This window comes from Acinetobacter sp. KAM396, from assembly GCF_021602765.1.
Taxonomy (GTDB): domain Bacteria; phylum Pseudomonadota; class Gammaproteobacteria; order Pseudomonadales; family Moraxellaceae; genus Acinetobacter; species Acinetobacter towneri_A.
In genome coordinates this window covers 43,786-60,310 of the sequence record NZ_BPPH01000005.1, presented here as the reverse complement: position 1 = coordinate 60,310, position 16,525 = coordinate 43,786, and the positions used below count along the sequence as shown (strand labels likewise).

The window sequence follows — 16,525 nt, the reverse complement described above, 5'->3', positions numbered from 1 at the left end:
ATAAAAAAAGAGCCTTATTTAAAGGCTCTTTTTTAAATTCACAGCATTACTTAGCGTGTTGGTATTAGCTCGCTGGTAATGGCGGCGGTGTGCTAGGACCATCAGTTGGTGTTACATCAATCACAGGATTGTCTGCAATATATACCTTCGGTGGCTTTGGCTCACGACCCTCCATAATGTCACGGATTTGGTCACGATCAATGGTTTCCCATTCCAACAATGCTTTTACCATTGCGTGGGCAATGTCTTGGTTATTTTCCAAAATATCGCGGGCAACTTTATATTGCTCATCAATAATACGACGAACTTCAGCATCCACTTGTTGTTGAGTTGCTTCAGAAATCGTACGACTGCCTAAACTGCCCATGAATGATTGCTGTGTATCATCTTCGTAGACCATTACGCCTAACTTGTCAGACATACCATATTTGGTCACCATCGCGCGCGCCAATTTAGTCGCACGCTCAAAGTCATTCGATGCACCTGTCGACATTTGATTAATGAAGACTTCTTCTGCAATACGACCACCAAACAAGATAGACAAGTCGTTCAGCATTTTGTCTTTATAATGGCTAGTTTGGTCATGTTCAGGCAATTGCCATGTCACACCCAATGCCCAACCACGCGGCATAATCGTCACTTTATGCACAGGGTCTGTACCCGGTAGCATTTCAGCAACAATCGCATGGCCTGCTTCATGATAAGCCGTCGCACGACGTTCTTCTTCACGCAGCACCATCGACTTACGTTCAGGACCCATATACAACTTGTCTTTGGCATCTTCAAAGTCGTGCATATCCACCGTGTTTTTATTACGGCGGGCAGCAAACAATGCAGCTTCATTCACAAGGTTTGCCAACTGCGCACCTGAGAAGCCCGGTGTACCACGTGCCAAGACTTTGACATCTACACCTGTAACTGAAGGCAACTTTTTCAAGTGAACATTCAGAATTTGCTCACGACCTTTAATGTCTGGCAAGCCAACCATTACTTGACGGTCAAAACGACCTGGGCGCAATAAAGCTTTATCCAGTACATCGGCACGGTTCGTCGCAGCGATGACAATAATGCCTTCATTGCCTTCAAAACCGTCCATTTCTACCAGCATCTGGTTCAATGTTTGCTCACGCTCATCGTGACCACCACCTGTACCAGAACCACGGTGACGACCAACTGCATCAATCTCATCAATAAAGATAATACATGGCGCATGGCGTTTGGCTTGCTCGAACATATCACGAACACGAGATGCACCCACACCTACAAACATTTCAACAAAGTCAGAACCTGAAATGCTAAAGAATGGAACTTTCGCTTCGCCTGCAATGGCTTTAGCAAGTAAGGTTTTACCTGTACCTGGTGGGCCAACCATCAACACGCCTTTAGGAATTGTTGCACCTAGACGTTTGAATTTTGCAGGGTCTTTTAAGAAATCTACAATTTCAACTACTTCTTGTTTTGCTTCATCACAACCCGCAACATCTGCAAATGTGACTTTAATTTGGTCTTCAGACAACATTTTAGCTTTAGATTTACCAAAGCTCATCGGGCCGTTTTTACCACCTGCACCGCCACCCATGTTGCGCATAAAGAACATGAATAACAAAATGATTAAAAGTACAGGGAAACTTGCGATCAATAGTTGCATTAACAAACCTTGACGTTGAGGTGCAGTACCTTCAACAACAACGTTGTTTTTAATCAGATTCGGCATCAGTTCAGGATCTTGAACTGCTGGACGAATACTTTCAAAGGACGAGCCATTGACTTTTTCGCCACTAATTCTTTCGCCATCAATTGTGACTTGCTTAATTTGACCAGCATTCACCGCTGCAACAAACTCTGAATAGTTCATTGCAGTTGGCTTTTCACTGTTATTGATGTTGCTGAAAATTAGAATCAGCACACCAAGTATAATCAGCCACAATACGGCATTCTTGAAGAGATCGCTCAAAGCTTTATTCCCATATCAATCTAATTTGATCATGCCCGTTACTGGGTGACCTTTCATTCAAAAAAGCTGAAGATCAGCTAGACAATTTATTAAAAACGTACAAAATGCACAATTTTTAACGGCTTGGCAAGTAAACTTTATTTAGACGCTTTTTTACGTCCTTGTCCAATAAGGAATACTTCTTTGGAACGTGCGCGTGAAGCAGCGGGTTTTGCTGTCTTTAACACATCAAAACTGTCCACGACCTGTTTACGAAATTCGTCAAACCCCGAACCTTGGAACACTTTGACCACAAACTGACCACTCGGTCCCAATACGCGATTGGCAAAATCAAGAGCCAACTCACATAAGTAAATTTGACGCGGTTGATCTACAGCTTTATTACCTGATGTATTGGGGGCCATATCAGAAATTACAACGTCTACCGTGCGTCCGTTTAAAATATTTAACAATTTTTCGAACACTTCTTCTTCGCGGAAGTCACCTTGTAAAAAGGTCACATCTGGTAGTGCGTCCATTTCTAAAATATCGGAAGCGATCACCAAACCTTTATCGCCTACAAGTTTCCCTGCAATTTGCGACCAACTGCCTGGTGCTGCACCTAAGTCCACCACAGTCATACCCGGTTTGATCAGTTTATATTTTTCTTGAATTTCAAGTAGTTTGTATGCAGCACGTGCACGATACCCTTCTTTTTGCGCTCTTTTCACAAAGGGATCATCTAGGTGCTCTCTCATCCACGCACGACTACTTTTGGATAATTTTTGGTTGGTAATGCGTGTTGCCATAACTCTCTTAGTAACGAATAGCCATCTAAATTGCGATTGTACGTGAAAATTAGCAAGCTTGCAGTAGACATCTGTATCTAAATGCCAATAACTGACAAGTTTTTTCTATTAAATCCATCGCTTATTTCTGTACTGTGGCATAAAAAACCACACTCATCACAGATAGATAAAGCTAAGCAAATGTTCAATTTTTGATATTTTGCACTGCTGCACCTTCGCGGATTATTTGCATAGAATTTACAGCGTTTCAAATTGGCTTTTGTTATACTAGGCCGTTTTTAAAATTAGGTTATCTTTATGGCGGCTCTCTCTATTCAGGAACGCAAGCGTTTACGTCAAATTGGTCATGCACTTAACCCCGTAGTGATGGTTGGCGGTCAAGGTTTGACTGAAAATGTAATTGAAGAAACCAACCGTGCTTTAAATGATCACGAATTAATTAAAGTCAAAATTGGTGGTGAAGACCGTGAAGTACGTGCAGCTGTAATTACTGAAATTGCTGCAGCAACAGGTTCTGAAGTGGTACAAACCATTGGTAAAATTGCTTTGCTTTATAAAAAAGCAGCAAAACAAAATGCTAAGTTGTCAAATTTAGTTCGTCACGCGCATTTGTCTAACTAAGCTGAAATGGCAAGTTACGAACTCAGCGCCTTTGATCGTCAGTTTCAAGCGATTTCTTTGGTCGGTGCAATTGAACAACAAAGTCCGTTTAGCTTAAATGTAGGTTATTGGCTGCGTGATCCGAATCAGTGGGTCGAATGGCCTGCATTGGTAGCTTCACATCCACGTCAGGACTTTTTGTGGGAACAGACCTGCTTTGAAATTTTCATTGGCGTTCAGGGCGAAGATTTTTATCGTGAAATCAATCTCTCCCCTTCTCAAGCTTGGCAAGCCTATGCCTTTGAAGAATATCGTTATCCTGAGCAAATGCCACCTGTAGCCGCTTATGATATTGAGTTGAATCAGCTAAAACGTACGCATTACGGTTTAAATGTCAGTCTGGATTTAACCGAATTTATGCTGAAACATAAACTGAAATGGACAGATTTGTTTATTGGGCTGACGGCTGTGCTCAAAACCAGTCAGGGCGAGCAATTTTATGCCATGCAACACAGCAGTCCTGCCGCCGATTTTCACAATAAGCGGGATTGGCTACATCAGTTCTAACTGTGATTAATGATAGTTTAGATTGAAACAACTAGTTTTTGGTCTGAGCGAAAAGTTTAAATAAAAAAAAGTGAGGCGTATGACCTCACTTTTTTTATGGCTGAATCTGCAACAGTTTAAACGGGATTATGCTTGATCAGCTTCATCATTCGTTTCAGTTTTTGATGGATTTACTTTTTTCCACGCTTCCAATGTGTGCTCTTTAGAACGCTTAAAAGTTTCAGCCAATTGGTCTTTGTGTTTCACTGAAATGCTGCTGACATCTTCTTTCAACTCTTTACCAAGTTTAGAAAGATCTTCAATGATTGCGCTAAATTCAGTTTTTACAAAATCTTTTAATTCACCCAAATCTTTAGGTGAACTGCCAAATTGTGCTTTTAAAGCTTCAATTTTTTGCAACACATCTTGCTTTAACTGACCCAATTGCTCTTGCACGCTGGCATTGAGTTGTTTGGCTTCGGCTTGAACTTTTTCTTGCGTTTCCGCAACTACATCAAGCACCTGCTCTTTGGCATCATGCGTTACTTTCTCAAGCTTTTCAGCACTCTCATGCACCGTATCTTTAATGGCTTTGTTATCAGCTACTGATTTTTGTTGTTCAGTCATTTTGCTTCACCTAAGGTCGTTGTTGTTTATAAATTAAGCATAAGGCAATTTAGACTAAAATGGGTTTTGAATTGTCTAACAATCGTATATTGCTTACATTTAGACTACAAGCCACAACATAAACCTAGCAAAAAAAGCAAGCCTTTTATCTTACATATTCGTCAGATTCACAATGGACTTTTGGCGAGTTCATGCGTATAATGCAATGTTAAGTTCAAGCGAGCAGACATAGGAGGGTAGGTTTAAATATTGACCTTCCTTTTTTTTCGTCTACTCGCTTTTTTACAGCCCTATTTTTGTGGTTTTAGTTCAGGAGCTTTGGTTTGAGCACCCCCGCCATTTTAGCCCTCGCCGACGGTACAATCTTTAAAGGTACGTCTATCGGTGCGACGGGAAGTACGACTGGTGAAGTCGTTTTTAACACTGCCATGACTGGCTATCAAGAAATTTTGACCGACCCGAGTTATGCACAACAACTTGTGACTTTAACTTACCCACATATTGGGAACACTGGTTGCAATGATGAAGATGTTGAGTCAGGTCGAATTCATAAAGTATGGGCAAACGGTTTAATTATCCGTGATTTGCCTTTATTACACAGTAACTTCCGTTCTGCTCAATCTTTAGGCGAATACTTACAACAACACAATGTTGTTGCAATTGCCGATATTGACACCCGTAAATTGACCCGTATTTTACGCTCCAAAGGTGCGCAAAATGGTTGTATTCTTGCTGGTGAAAATATCACTGAAGAAGAAGCAATTGCGAAAGCACGTGCATTTGGCGGGTTAAACGGCTTAGATCTTGCAAAAGTATGCTGCGACCCTGAAGGTTTTGAATGGACTGAAGGTTCATGGGAACTTGGCAAAGGCTTTACTCAACCTGAACTTAAATATCATGTGGTTGCATACGATTACGGTGTCAAAACCAACATCCTGCGTATGCTGGCAGACCGCGGTTGTCAATTAACCGTTGTTCCTGCACAAACCCCTGCTGAACAAGTCCTTGCGTTAAACCCAGATGGCATTTTCTTGTCAAATGGCCCTGGCGACCCTGCTGCATGTGACTACGCAATTGAAGCTGTAAAAACAATTGTAGAAACCACGAATACTCCTGTATTTGGTATCTGTTTAGGTCACCAAATTCTTGCACTTGCATCAGGTGCAAAAACAATGAAAATGCCGAACGGACACCACGGCGCAAACCATCCTGTACAGAACTTAGAAACTGGTACAGTGATGATTACTTCTCAGAACCACGGCTTCGCGGTAGATGAAAGTACCTTACCAAACAATGTACGTTCAACGCATCGTTCATTGTTCGATGGCACAAACCAAGGTATTCATCGTACAGACAAGCCTGCATTTAGCTTCCAAGGTCACCCAGAAGCAAGTCCAGGTCCACATGACTGCGCACCATTGTTCGATCATTTCATCGAACTTATTGAAGCCGCTAAGAAGTAATTAAGGAGCGAAATAATGCCTAAACGTACGGATATTAAAAGCATCTTAATTATTGGTGCTGGTCCTATTGTTATTGGTCAGGCCTGTGAGTTTGACTATTCTGGTGCTCAAGCATGTAAAGCGCTGCGCGAAGAAGGTTACCGCGTTATTTTGGTAAACTCGAACCCTGCGACCATCATGACTGACCCTGCAATGGCAGATGCAACTTATATCGAGCCAATCACTTGGCAGACTGTTGCAGCAATCATTGAAAAAGAACGTCCAGATGCAGTACTTCCGACCATGGGCGGTCAAACTGCGTTGAACTGTGCGCTTGCATTAGATGCCAACGGTATTTTAGCCAAATACAATGTTGAATTAATTGGCGCAACCAAAGACGCGATTGAAAAAGCTGAAGACCGTAAATTGTTTGATGAAGCAATGCGCAAAATTGGTCTTGAGTGTCCAAAAGCTGCGATTGCTGAATCTATGGAAGAAGCCCTTGAGATTCAATCTCGCTTTGGCTTCCCTGTGATTATTCGTCCATCATTCACGATGGGTGGTTCTGGTGGCGGTATCGCATACAACAAAGAAGAATTCCTTGAAATCTGTGAACGCGGTTTCGATCTTTCTCCAACTAAACAGTTATTGATTGATGAATCACTCATTGGTTGGAAAGAATACGAGATGGAAGTTGTACGTGACAAAAACGACAACTGTATCATTGTATGTTCAATTGAAAACTTTGACCCAATGGGCGTGCACACAGGTGACTCAATTACCGTTGCTCCTGCGCAAACCTTAACGGATAAAGAATACCAATTGATGCGTAATGCATCTTTAGCGGTACTTCGTGAAATTGGTGTAGAAACAGGTGGTTCTAACGTTCAGTTCGGTATTTGCCCGAATACTGGCCGTATGGTTGTGATTGAGATGAACCCACGTGTATCTCGTTCATCTGCACTTGCATCCAAAGCTACTGGTTTCCCTATTGCAAAAGTTGCAGCAAAACTGGCTGTAGGCTACACCCTTGATGAATTGAAAAATGACATCACAGGCGGCACAACACCTGCATCATTTGAACCATCAATTGACTACGTTGTCACTAAAGTTCCACGTTTCAACTTTGAAAAGTTCCCGCAAGCAGACGCGACTTTAACCACACAGATGAAATCTGTAGGTGAAGTCATGGCGATTGGTCGTAACTTCCAAGAGTCTGTAAATAAAGCCCTTCGCGGTTTAGAAACTGGTGCTTGTGGTTTTGACGAAAAAATTGAAGTGGGTGCTGAAGGCGCACGCGACAAGATTTTAGTTGAATTAAAAGTTCCAGGCCCTGAGCGTATTTGGTACGTGGCTGACGCATTCCGTCACGGCTTTAGCTTGGACGAAGTTTTTGAAGCGACCAAAATTGACCGTTGGTTCTTAATTCAAATTCAAGACATCGTTAATACTGAAAATGAAATCAAAACTTTAGGTTTTGGTGATCTAAACGCTGACAACATCCGTTCGTTCAAACGTAAAGGTTTATCTGACTTGCGTATTGCGAACTTGATGGGAATTTCACAAAAGCAATTCCGTAAACACCGTTGGAACTTGGGCGTAACCCCAGTTTACAAACGTGTGGATACCTGTGCTGCAGAGTTTGAATCTGACACAGCATATATGTATTCAACTTACGATGAAGAGTGTGAATCAAATCCTTCAGCGAAAGACAAGATCATGGTAATTGGCGGTGGTCCAAACCGTATTGGTCAAGGTATCGAATTCGATTACTGCTGTGTACACGCTGCGCTTGCAATGCGTGAAGATGGTTATGAAACCATCATGGTGAACTGTAACCCTGAAACAGTATCTACCGATTATGACACTTCAGACCGTTTGTACTTTGAACCAATTACTTTGGAAGATGTGCTTGAAATCGTTCGTACGGAAAAGCCAAAAGGCATTATTGTGCAGTACGGTGGTCAAACTCCACTTAAATTGGCACGTGCTTTAGAAGAAGCAGGTGCGCCAATTATTGGTACATCACCAGATGCAATTGACCGCGCAGAAGACCGTGAGCGTTTCCAGCAAATGATTCAACGTCTGCAATTGCGTCAGCCAAACAACAGCATTGTTAAATCTGCTGAAGAAGGTATCGCAGAAGCAGCGAAAGTGGGTTATCCGCTGGTTGTTCGTCCATCTTATGTATTGGGTGGTCGTGCAATGGAAATTGTGTATAACGAAGAAGAATTGAAACGTTACCTGCGTGATGCAGTTCAAGCTTCTAACGATGCACCTGTACTGTTAGACCGTTTCTTGGATGATGCGATTGAAGTTGACGTAGACTGCGTATCTGACGGTAAAGATGTGGTGATTGGCGGTATTATGCAGCACATCGAACAAGCTGGTATTCACTCTGGTGACTCAGCATGTTCAATTCCACCTTACTCATTGTCAGATGAAGTACAGGACGAAATGCGTCGTCAAACTGTTGCCATGGCAAAAGAGTTGGGCGTTATTGGTCTAATGAACGTACAGTTTGCAGTGAAAGGCAATGACGTTTATATCTTAGAAGTGAACCCACGTGCATCACGTACTGTTCCGTTCGTTTCTAAGTGTATTGGCGAATCATTGGCTAAAGTTGCAGCACGTTGTATGGCGGGTCAATCTTTAGAAGCTCAAGGCTTTACTAAAGAAATTATTCCGCAACACTTCTCTGTGAAAGAAGCTGTGTTTCCATTCAACAAGTTCCCTGGTGTAGACCCAGTGCTTGGGCCTGAGATGAAATCTACAGGTGAAGTCATGGGCGTGGGCAAAACTTTTGGTGAAGCATTCTATAAAGCTGTGCTAGGCTCGAATGATCGCTTACCAGGAATCCCAACTGAAGGCGAAGTGAAACATGCATTCTTGTCTGTACGTGAGTCAGATAAACCGCATGTAGCGCGTATTGCAAAACAATTGGCTGATTTTGGCTTCAAACTTGTTGCAACAGGTGGTACGCACAAAGTCATCACCGATGCAGGTATTGAGTGTGAACGTGTGAATAAAGTGACTGAAGGTCGCCCACACATTGTAGACCGCTTGAAAAATGGTGAGATTCACCTCATCATCAATACTTCTGAAGGCAAACAAGCGCAGCAGGATTCATTCTCAATCCGTCGTTCTGCATTGCAAGGTAAAGTGTATTACACCACGACCTTGAATGGTGCAGATGCTGTATGCCAAGCCTTAGCGATTAAATTACCAATGGATGTATATCGCCTACAAGATCTTACTGTAGGTTAATATATTTCAATAGAGTCCCGTCACCTTTCGGGTGGCGGGCTTTTTTTCATTTATAGACTTCAATTTTTTAAAGAGGGACAACTATGCAACGTTATCCTATGACTCCCGAAGGCAAACTTGCCCTAGAGAAAGAATTACACCAACTGAAAACTGTGGATCGTCCACGTATTACTGCAGCGATTGCAGAAGCACGTGAACATGGCGATTTAAAAGAAAATGCTGAATACCATGCCGCACGTGAACAGCAAGGTTTCTGCGAAGGCCGCATTCAGGACATCGAAGGTAAACTGGGTGCTTGCCAGGTGATTGATGTTAAAGAACTGGAGCAAAACGGTCGTGTAGTTTTTGGCGTCACTGTGACTATTGAAAATCTGGACACTGAAGAACGCAAAACTTACAAAATCGTGGGTGATGACGAAGCTGATTTTAAAATCAATAAAATTTCAGTGAACTCACCAATTGCACGCGGTTTGTTGGGTAAAAATGAAGGCGATGAAGCCAAGATAGTTACTCCGCAAGGCGAAGTGGAATACGAAATTGTGAATGTAGAATATCTTTAAGAATTAAAGATAACTGCACGTGATGCCCCTCTTTGAGGGGTTTTTTATTGCCTATAAATCATACAGCCGATCTTATAGATTATACTGCGATAAAAATAGAGGAAAATAAGATGGAAAATCGCATTATTCATGCATTTGTTTATGCGCTTTCTGGGGCTGTGTTAGGACTGATTTTAATTCCAGTCTGGGGACTCTTCATCAATATACAAACCAGTCCTGTCAGTATCGTATTGGCATCATCACTCTTTTTTGCCATTTGGGGATTCTTATTTCCAAACAGTGCTAAAAATGTTTTTATGTATTTGTGGAATTTTTTAAGATAAATACTTTAAGCTTCAAATCACTAAAGCAATCTCTTTTGAGGAATTATTATTTATCAATTAAAGTTGCCTTTTGGTGGTTGAACTATCCAGACTGGCTAAACGTTAGTCAATTGATTTTACGGTGTTTATTTAAAAACAGAAGATATGGAATTAAAAATACAAAGATTAATGCAGGTATAATAGTAAAAAAGATCAGATACCACACATAGCGTTGATTGGTTTTATATAAATGAACATGATAATCAATCCCTCGATAAAAGTCGGGTGATTTGATGTTGAAGATCAAATATCTATATTTCAATGGATATTTCAAATCATCAATATATTGAATATCAAAACCTTGATCCATCATATAACCATATTGGCATTTATCTTTTAAGATTAGATCACAAACAGGGGTTGCCTCTATATCAGCATTATTAACATCCATTACCGGGAAAACACCAGTTCCTGAAAACCTATTTAAATTAGCTTTTACCCCCCCTCATAATCACTTTTGCTTGTTTGAGTTCACTGACATAACCCTCTATATCCAAAACAAGAATAGCGACCTTTTTATTTAAACCTGTTGCCATAGCGACTACCACGACAGTCATCACACCAACTTTGATATGCTCCCATAGCAGCTTTTTCTTTTGTACTTTAAGCTCTTCAATCGGGGTCGTCGCATAAAAATGACCTAACCAAAAACCAAAAAATAAAGTACTGCTAAAGAACCAAATGGTTAACCATTTCATGCCATCAAAATTGGCATCGGCAAAAACCCAGTACAGCATCCCACAGGCGTAAAAAATAATAGCCGTAAGCGCTAGTGTGTAACGGTTAATGTTAAAAGCACTCATAAATTACGATTATCCTTAAAATTTATTTGAGCAATTTTTTTGGTCGCACTTTCTCAACTTCATTAAATAAACTAAATGTTTGATTCACATAATTCACAACACCTGAGATTTGATCCATGTAACTCAGTAATTCAGGTGTTTTCATGCAGAATCGCCAGCTTGTATCTTAAGGGAAAATTCTACTTTTAAATCCTATTATTTTTTTAGGGGGGATTACCAAAGTAAAGGTATGAATGATTCTTTTTATTTCATCTGCTCTTTTTTCTTCAAACTCATTTTCGACGAACATTAACTTCTCCGCCCACCTAGCTTCTGTCAGGATGAATATTATAAGAAATCAAAAGTAACTCATATATAATTCTATTTCATTAATTTTTTATACATACACCATGTCCGGAACGCTGATTAATTCCCCTGTCAAACACTGGTGCGAATTTGAGTTTATCTCCAAAACTGTAAAAAACCCCAATATCCATATTAAAGGCAATTATTCTTATTATTCAGCTTATTGGGATCAGGGCTTCGAGCGTTGTGTCGTGCGCTATTTGCACGACAAACCCGCCACAGCAGAAAAGCCTATTGATCAGCTCTTTATAGGCAATTTTGTCTGCTTTGGTGCGGAATGTGTGATTATGATGGGGGGCAATCAATTGCATCGCAGTGATTGGATTTCTGCTTTTCCATTTGACACCCGTAGTTTTGTAGCTGAAGGTGATACCAAAATTGGGGATGGATGCTGGATTGGTAGTCGTGCCATGATTATGCAAGGCGTTGAACTAGGTGAAGGTGCAATTGTGGCGACAGGTGCAGTGGTCACACAAGATGTACCGCCTTATGCCATCGTGGCAGGAGTACCTGCTAAAGTCATCAAATACCGTTTTAGTGAAGTAGAGATTGCTCAACTTTTGGCACTAAAACTGTATGATTTAGATGAAAAATATTTACTGAAAATCCGCGAACAATTACAGAGTGATGATGTTCATCAACTAATCAATTTTTTGAAAAACACGCAAACAAAAATTGATTAAAACTTTAGTTGAATTGAAAGCACAGCTTCACAATTTCATGCTAAATTATGGTGAAATAAGGACTTACAGCACTCAATTATCTTTATGAAATTACTGGGTTTTATTCTATATAAATTCAGCGTAAGATAAGACAGCACTCAGAGCGAATATTTTATTAAAGTATTGAAATTACAATAAGGAGAAACACTCATGGCTTACCAAAACATCCTCGTACCAGTGGACGGTTCTGAAACTTCTTTTGCTGCTGTTGCAAAGGCTGCTGAACTTGCAAAAGCATTTGGTAGTAAAATCACTGTGGTACAAGTACTTACACTTGACCCGTATATTGCTGCAGAATACATCACTGCAAACCAAACCAATGACTTGATTGAACGCGCGCGTGCTTCTATCGTGAAAACTTTAGAAGAAGCAAAGCAAAAATTCACTGAACAAGGTGTTGAAGCTGAAACTAAACTACTTGAAGGTCAAGTGATTGCACGCGAAATTACCAACGCTGCGAAAGAGTTAAATGCTGACCTTATTGTGATTGGTTCACATGGTCGTACTGGCTTGAAAAAATTATTCTTAGGTAGTGTTGCGCAAAGCATCCTAAGCGAAGGCACTACACCTGTACTTGTGGTACGTCAATAAGATTGCGTGTTCCTCATTTCTACGGAAGCGAGGAACTTCCCCCTCTCATTTATTAGTTTTTTTGTTTATTCCGAAACTTTTATTGCTTCTTTTCACTCAGCAAACTTGCTTCAGTATCATCACATCTCAATATTAAACACTCAATTTAACAGTAAAGTTTAATTCTGCCATTGGTATTGTTTTAAATTCACCTTCCCTGCAATGACCAGAACCCCTTCCTTTTGCAATTTTACCGTTTGTATATTTTCTCCTTGGGCGTTGAACTTGCTTAGGCTAATTTTTCCTTGCGCATTAATCACCCGATGCCACGGCACTGTATGTTCTGCCGATAAATGCTTAAGGACATAACCGACCAAACGTGCATGTTTGGGCAGCCCCGCTAGACGTGCCACTTGCCCATAGGTCGCAACCTGACCTGCTGGAATTAAACACACCACGTTCAAAATCATGTGAGCTAATTCATCACTCGGTTTATGGCTTAAAGTTTTTTGCACCCATCCACTCGCGTTGATTTAGCCGATAAAAAAGGAGCGACTGACTACACTCCTTTTGTTTGTAAAACTTGAATTTGAGTCTTTAAATTGCGGCATTGAATGTATCACAATCATTAATCAAGCCTGATTTTAAGCCAGTCTGGAACCATTGTACGCGCTGAACACTGGTGCCATGGGTAAAGCTATCAGGTACGACTTGTCCACGTGCACGTTTTTGCAAATAATCATCGCCAATTTTATGTGCTGCATCCATGGCTTCTTCGATATCGCCTTGTTCAAGGAATTGAGTACGTTGATGGTTATGATGCGCCCACACCCCCGATAAACAGTCCGCTTGCAGTTCCTGACGCACCGAAAGCTGATTGCCCTGCACTTCACTGACTTGCTGACGTGCTTTATGCACTTGCTCTGAAATTCCTAAAATGGTCTGAATATGATGCCCAACTTCATGTGCCACAACGTAGGCTTGGGCAAAATCACCTGCCTGATCATCTCGGCTTAATTCAGTCTGATTTTGTTCACCACCAATACCCATTTGCTGACGCATGGCTTGGAAGAATGAAGTATCAATATATACTTTTTGATCGGCTGGGCAATAAAACGGCCCCATTGCCGATTGTGCCGTACCACAGCCAGAATTAACCACACCTGTAAATAACACCAGTTTAGGCGGCACATATTGGCTATCTAGCTGCTGCTGAAACACTTGTGACCATGTATCTTCGGTATCCGCCAAAACAGTACCCACAAACTCAATTGCCTCTTGTTGTTCAGGACTTGGATTATCTAGACCTTTGGTTTCAGCACTTTGTGCATGCGAGGTGACTTGCTTGGTCGCTTGATAAGCTGATTGAGGATCGACCCCAAAAAACTTCCACGCAACAAAGGCCACCACTAAGCCCAAAATACTGATTCCACCCGCTTTAGCTCCGCCTCCACCACGGCGGTCTTCTACATTCGTACTAACTCGACGACCTTTCCAACGCATTATTCTTATCCTTTCTCAATTTTTTGAATGATAGTTCATTCTAAATATAGTCTAAGTCTTGAAGCAGGGCTTATTGACTCTGTTTAGACTTTGGCCATACTTTTTGAATCAGTGTAACCACAATCACAACCAATACACCCGCTAAAATACCCACCGCAAAATTCATTAAGGTTGGCGTTACAGCCCCTACAATGCTGCCCATAGTTGGGATGTCTTGAACATACTCTACTGTATCTTCTGTGAAATGGTGCACAAATGGAATAGCATGATTGATAATACCACCACCCACTAAAAACATGGCAGCAGTCCCAACAACCGACAAAGTTTTCATTAATATCGGGGCGAATGCCAATAAGCCACGACCAATACGTTGTTTAAAATTAGATGCTTGTTCAGTCAGATGTAAACCAATGTCATCAATTTTGACAATAAATGCAACTAAGCCATAGACCCCAACGGTCATGGCAATGGCAATTACGCTTAATACGGTCACTTTGGTTAAGAAACTGGCGGCTGCGACTGTACCTAATGAAATCACCACAATTTCAGCCGATAGAATAAAGTCAGTACGCACTGCACCTTTAATTTTTTCATTTTCAAAACGAGCAAGGTCTTGCTCAGTCTGAATCAATTCTAATTGCGCTTCTGCGGCAGTTTTTGCTTTTTTGTGCTGTAGGGTGTGCATGATCTTTTCAACACCCTCATAGCTTAAGAACAACCCACCAATTACCAATAATGGATTAATCAACCATGCGGCAACCACGCTAATGAGCAGTGCCAACGGTACTAAAATCAATTTATTAACAAAAGAGCCCTTAGCTACCCGCCACACTACAGGTAACTCACGATCTGCACGCACACCACTGACCTGCTGCGCATTCAATGCCAGATCATCACCCAATACCCCTGCTGTTTTTTTAGCAGCCATTTTACTCATGACGGCTACATCATCTAAAACGGTTGCAATGTCATCTAATAAAAGTAATAAGCTGCTCGCCATTGCTTTGTTATCCTTATGCGATTTTCTATCTATTTTAAAACTGTACGCAAATAAACTCTGTATTTACTTCATTAATTTTTTAAACGAATTCAATTCAATCTGTTTAAGGAAGTGACATTGAAAAATGTTATGCCTTACAATGTAGCAATTCATCGGTACATAGATGTCGTAGATACGACTTGGAATAAAAAATGAGTAATCAAGATAATCGTCCTGTGATTTTGACGGGCGATCGTCCGACTGGACAGCTACATTTAGGTCACTTTGTGGGTTCTTTACGTTCACGTGTAGGTTTACAAGACTCGCATCATCAACATCTGTTACTTGCCGATGCTCAAGCCTTAACTGACAATGCCGACAACTTTGAAAAAGTACGTCGCAATATTATTGAGGTAGCAACCGATTATTTAGCGGTGGGGATTGATCCAACAAAAACCACCATTTGCGTGCAATCTTGCCTGCCAGCGCTAAACGAACTTACCATGTTGTATTTAAACTTCGTGACTGTGGCACGTTTGGAGCGTAACCCAACCATTAAATCTGAAATTCAGATGCGTGGTTTTGAGCGTGATATTCCTGCAGGTTTCCTGTGCTACCCTGTAGCTCAAGCAGCCGATATTACTGCATTTAAAGCAACGGTCGTTCCTGTAGGTGAAGACCAAATTCCAATGATTGAACAGACCAATGAAATTGTGCGTCGGGTGAATCGTCAAATTGGTCATGACTTGCTACCTGAATGTCAGGCATTGTTGTCAAATATCGGACGTTTACCTGGTTTTGATGGTAAAGCGAAAATGTCAAAATCACTGGGCAATACCATTGTGTTAGATGCCACAGACAAAGACATTAAAAAAGCTGTCAATGCAATGTACACCGACCCAAATCACCTGCGTATCGAAGACCCAGGTCAGGTTGAAGGCAACGTAGTATTTACTTATTTAGATGCCTTCGATACCAACAAAGAAGAACTTGAAGAACTGAAAGCGCATTATCGTCGTGGTGGTTTGGGCGATGGTACGGTGAAAAAGCGTTTGGAAGGCATTCTAAAAGAATTGATTGGGCCTATCCGTGAACGTCGTATCGAGTTGGCAAAAGACCCAGATTACATTATGGACATTTTGAAATCGGGTACAGATAAATGTCGTGATATTACTCAGCAAACTTTAGACGAAGTGAAAGCTGGATTAGGCGTTTTCCGTTTCTAAACCATTTTTTCTAAACACCTGTTTTATCACGTATTGCTTAAAACCAAAGCCTCTAATTTACTAAAATTAGAGGCTTTTTTATTTCTGCAAAACCTTCAAAATCTCGTGATTTTACTCACACAAAACACTTATTAGTTACGTTACTTAACATCACGTAACTCGAATACTGAGGAAGAGTATTCAGGTTTTGCTTATGATAATCACATGCTTTAGGAGCAATCCTAATTTCAT

General features: G+C 41.0%; 17 protein-coding genes. 9 read left to right on the top strand and 8 right to left on the bottom strand.

The features are described from left to right. Positions 1 to 64: 64 nt before the first annotated feature. Positions 65 to 1,954 (bottom strand): ATP-dependent zinc metalloprotease FtsH, encoded by a 1,890-nt coding sequence (gene ftsH, locus L6C30_RS04590; protein ID WP_019836760.1) that lies wholly within the window; start codon positions 1,952 to 1,954, stop codon positions 65 to 67. A gap of 137 nt (positions 1,955 to 2,091) precedes the next feature. Further along, positions 2,092 to 2,742, bottom strand: coding sequence for a 23S rRNA (uridine(2552)-2'-O)-methyltransferase RlmE (gene rlmE, locus L6C30_RS04585; RefSeq protein ID WP_019836761.1), 651 nt, complete (start codon positions 2,740 to 2,742; stop codon positions 2,092 to 2,094). Positions 2,743 to 3,039: 297 nt separating this feature from the next. Between rlmE and yhbY the strand changes: the two genes are divergently transcribed. Then, positions 3,040 to 3,363 carry a ribosome assembly RNA-binding protein YhbY gene (yhbY, locus tag L6C30_RS04580; protein ID WP_004972158.1) on the top strand — a complete coding sequence of 108 codons (324 nt, stop codon included), beginning with the start codon at positions 3,040 to 3,042 and terminating at the stop codon, positions 3,361 to 3,363. A 6-nt stretch (positions 3,364 to 3,369) separates the two neighbouring features. After that, positions 3,370 to 3,909 carry a DOMON-like domain-containing protein gene (locus L6C30_RS04575; protein WP_019836762.1) on the top strand — a complete coding sequence of 180 codons (540 nt, stop codon included), beginning with the start codon at positions 3,370 to 3,372 and terminating at the stop codon, positions 3,907 to 3,909. Between the two features lie 126 nt (positions 3,910 to 4,035). Here the strand turns inward: L6C30_RS04575 and L6C30_RS04570 are convergent, their stop codons facing one another. Then, a complete protein-coding gene (locus tag L6C30_RS04570) occupies positions 4,036 to 4,515 on the bottom strand; it encodes a hypothetical protein (RefSeq protein ID WP_019836763.1) in 480 nt (159 codons plus the stop codon). 323 nt (positions 4,516 to 4,838) lie between these two features. Between L6C30_RS04570 and carA the strand changes: the two genes are divergently transcribed. The 4 genes from carA to L6C30_RS04550 all read left to right on the top strand — a co-directional run bounded on the left by carA (position 4,839) and on the right by L6C30_RS04550 (position 10,107). Further along, positions 4,839 to 5,978 (top strand): glutamine-hydrolyzing carbamoyl-phosphate synthase small subunit, encoded by a 1,140-nt coding sequence (gene carA, locus L6C30_RS04565; protein ID WP_019836764.1) that lies wholly within the window; start codon positions 4,839 to 4,841, stop codon positions 5,976 to 5,978. 15 nt (positions 5,979 to 5,993) lie between these two features. Continuing rightward, a complete protein-coding gene (gene carB / locus L6C30_RS04560) occupies positions 5,994 to 9,224 on the top strand; it encodes a carbamoyl-phosphate synthase large subunit (RefSeq protein ID WP_019836765.1) in 3,231 nt (1,076 codons plus the stop codon). 83 nt (positions 9,225 to 9,307) lie between these two features. Then, complete coding sequence (gene greA, locus L6C30_RS04555) at positions 9,308 to 9,784, top strand: transcription elongation factor GreA (protein WP_230244058.1); 477 nt, start codon at positions 9,308 to 9,310, stop codon at positions 9,782 to 9,784. Between the two features lie 110 nt (positions 9,785 to 9,894). Further along, entirely contained in the window at positions 9,895 to 10,107 is a 213-nt protein-coding gene (locus L6C30_RS04550) for a hypothetical protein (protein WP_019836767.1), read from the top strand. Positions 10,108 to 10,213: 106 nt separating this feature from the next. Here the strand turns inward: L6C30_RS04550 and L6C30_RS04545 are convergent, their stop codons facing one another. Continuing rightward, positions 10,214 to 10,537, bottom strand: a complete 324-nt coding sequence (locus tag L6C30_RS04545) for a hypothetical protein (RefSeq protein WP_019836768.1) — start codon at positions 10,535 to 10,537, stop codon at positions 10,214 to 10,216. Between the two features lie 37 nt (positions 10,538 to 10,574). Continuing rightward, positions 10,575 to 10,949: a hypothetical protein gene (locus L6C30_RS04540; RefSeq protein WP_019836769.1), complete on the bottom strand. Its 375-nt coding sequence runs from the start codon at positions 10,947 to 10,949 to the stop codon at positions 10,575 to 10,577. A gap of 389 nt (positions 10,950 to 11,338) precedes the next feature. Here L6C30_RS04540 and L6C30_RS04535 point away from each other — a divergent pair, with 389 nt between their 5' ends. Then, complete coding sequence (locus L6C30_RS04535; RefSeq protein WP_019836771.1) at positions 11,339 to 11,977, top strand: CatB-related O-acetyltransferase; 639 nt, start codon at positions 11,339 to 11,341, stop codon at positions 11,975 to 11,977. A 189-nt stretch (positions 11,978 to 12,166) separates the two neighbouring features. Then, positions 12,167 to 12,607, top strand: coding sequence for a universal stress protein (locus tag L6C30_RS04530; RefSeq protein ID WP_019836772.1), 441 nt, complete (start codon positions 12,167 to 12,169; stop codon positions 12,605 to 12,607). 158 nt (positions 12,608 to 12,765) lie between these two features. Here the strand turns inward: L6C30_RS04530 and L6C30_RS04525 are convergent, their stop codons facing one another. From L6C30_RS04525 to L6C30_RS04515, 3 genes are all read right to left on the bottom strand, one after another. Next, a complete protein-coding gene (locus L6C30_RS04525) occupies positions 12,766 to 13,056 on the bottom strand; it encodes an MGMT family protein (RefSeq protein ID WP_051092510.1) in 291 nt (96 codons plus the stop codon). 127 nt (positions 13,057 to 13,183) lie between these two features. Further along, on the bottom strand, positions 13,184 to 14,089 hold the full coding sequence (locus L6C30_RS04520) for a neutral zinc metallopeptidase (RefSeq protein ID WP_019836774.1): 906 nt from the start codon (positions 14,087 to 14,089) through the stop codon (positions 13,184 to 13,186). A 70-nt stretch (positions 14,090 to 14,159) separates the two neighbouring features. Beyond that, positions 14,160 to 15,089 carry a DUF808 domain-containing protein gene (locus L6C30_RS04515; protein ID WP_230244057.1) on the bottom strand — a complete coding sequence of 310 codons (930 nt, stop codon included), beginning with the start codon at positions 15,087 to 15,089 and terminating at the stop codon, positions 14,160 to 14,162. Between the two features lie 191 nt (positions 15,090 to 15,280). Here L6C30_RS04515 and trpS point away from each other — a divergent pair, with 191 nt between their 5' ends. Beyond that, complete coding sequence (gene trpS, locus L6C30_RS04510) at positions 15,281 to 16,294, top strand: tryptophan--tRNA ligase (RefSeq protein ID WP_019836775.1); 1,014 nt, start codon at positions 15,281 to 15,283, stop codon at positions 16,292 to 16,294. The last annotated feature ends 231 nt before the right edge of the window (positions 16,295 to 16,525 follow it).

Coding starts and splice junctions, on each gene's coding strand:
- rlmE (WP_019836761.1), bottom strand. CDS start 2,742: ATGGCAACACGCATTACCAACCAAAAATTATCCAAAAGTAGTCGTGCG.
- yhbY (WP_004972158.1), top strand. CDS start 3,040: ATGGCGGCTCTCTCTATTCAGGAACGCAAGCGTTTACGTCAAATTGGT.
- L6C30_RS04575 (WP_019836762.1), top strand. CDS start 3,370: ATGGCAAGTTACGAACTCAGCGCCTTTGATCGTCAGTTTCAAGCGATT.
- L6C30_RS04570 (WP_019836763.1), bottom strand. CDS start 4,515: ATGACTGAACAACAAAAATCAGTAGCTGATAACAAAGCCATTAAAGAT.
- carB (WP_019836765.1), top strand. CDS start 5,994: ATGCCTAAACGTACGGATATTAAAAGCATCTTAATTATTGGTGCTGGT.
- greA (WP_230244058.1), top strand. CDS start 9,308: ATGCAACGTTATCCTATGACTCCCGAAGGCAAACTTGCCCTAGAGAAA.
- L6C30_RS04550 (WP_019836767.1), top strand. CDS start 9,895: ATGGAAAATCGCATTATTCATGCATTTGTTTATGCGCTTTCTGGGGCT.
- L6C30_RS04545 (WP_019836768.1), bottom strand. CDS start 10,537: ATGGATGTTAATAATGCTGATATAGAGGCAACCCCTGTTTGTGATCTA.
- L6C30_RS04540 (WP_019836769.1), bottom strand. CDS start 10,949: ATGAGTGCTTTTAACATTAACCGTTACACACTAGCGCTTACGGCTATT.
- L6C30_RS04535 (WP_019836771.1), top strand. CDS start 11,339: ATGTCCGGAACGCTGATTAATTCCCCTGTCAAACACTGGTGCGAATTT.
- L6C30_RS04530 (WP_019836772.1), top strand. CDS start 12,167: ATGGCTTACCAAAACATCCTCGTACCAGTGGACGGTTCTGAAACTTCT.
- L6C30_RS04525 (WP_051092510.1), bottom strand. CDS start 13,056: ATGATTTTGAACGTGGTGTGTTTAATTCCAGCAGGTCAGGTTGCGACC.
- L6C30_RS04520 (WP_019836774.1), bottom strand. CDS start 14,089: ATGCGTTGGAAAGGTCGTCGAGTTAGTACGAATGTAGAAGACCGCCGT.
- L6C30_RS04515 (WP_230244057.1), bottom strand. CDS start 15,089: ATGGCGAGCAGCTTATTACTTTTATTAGATGACATTGCAACCGTTTTA.
- trpS (WP_019836775.1), top strand. CDS start 15,281: ATGAGTAATCAAGATAATCGTCCTGTGATTTTGACGGGCGATCGTCCG.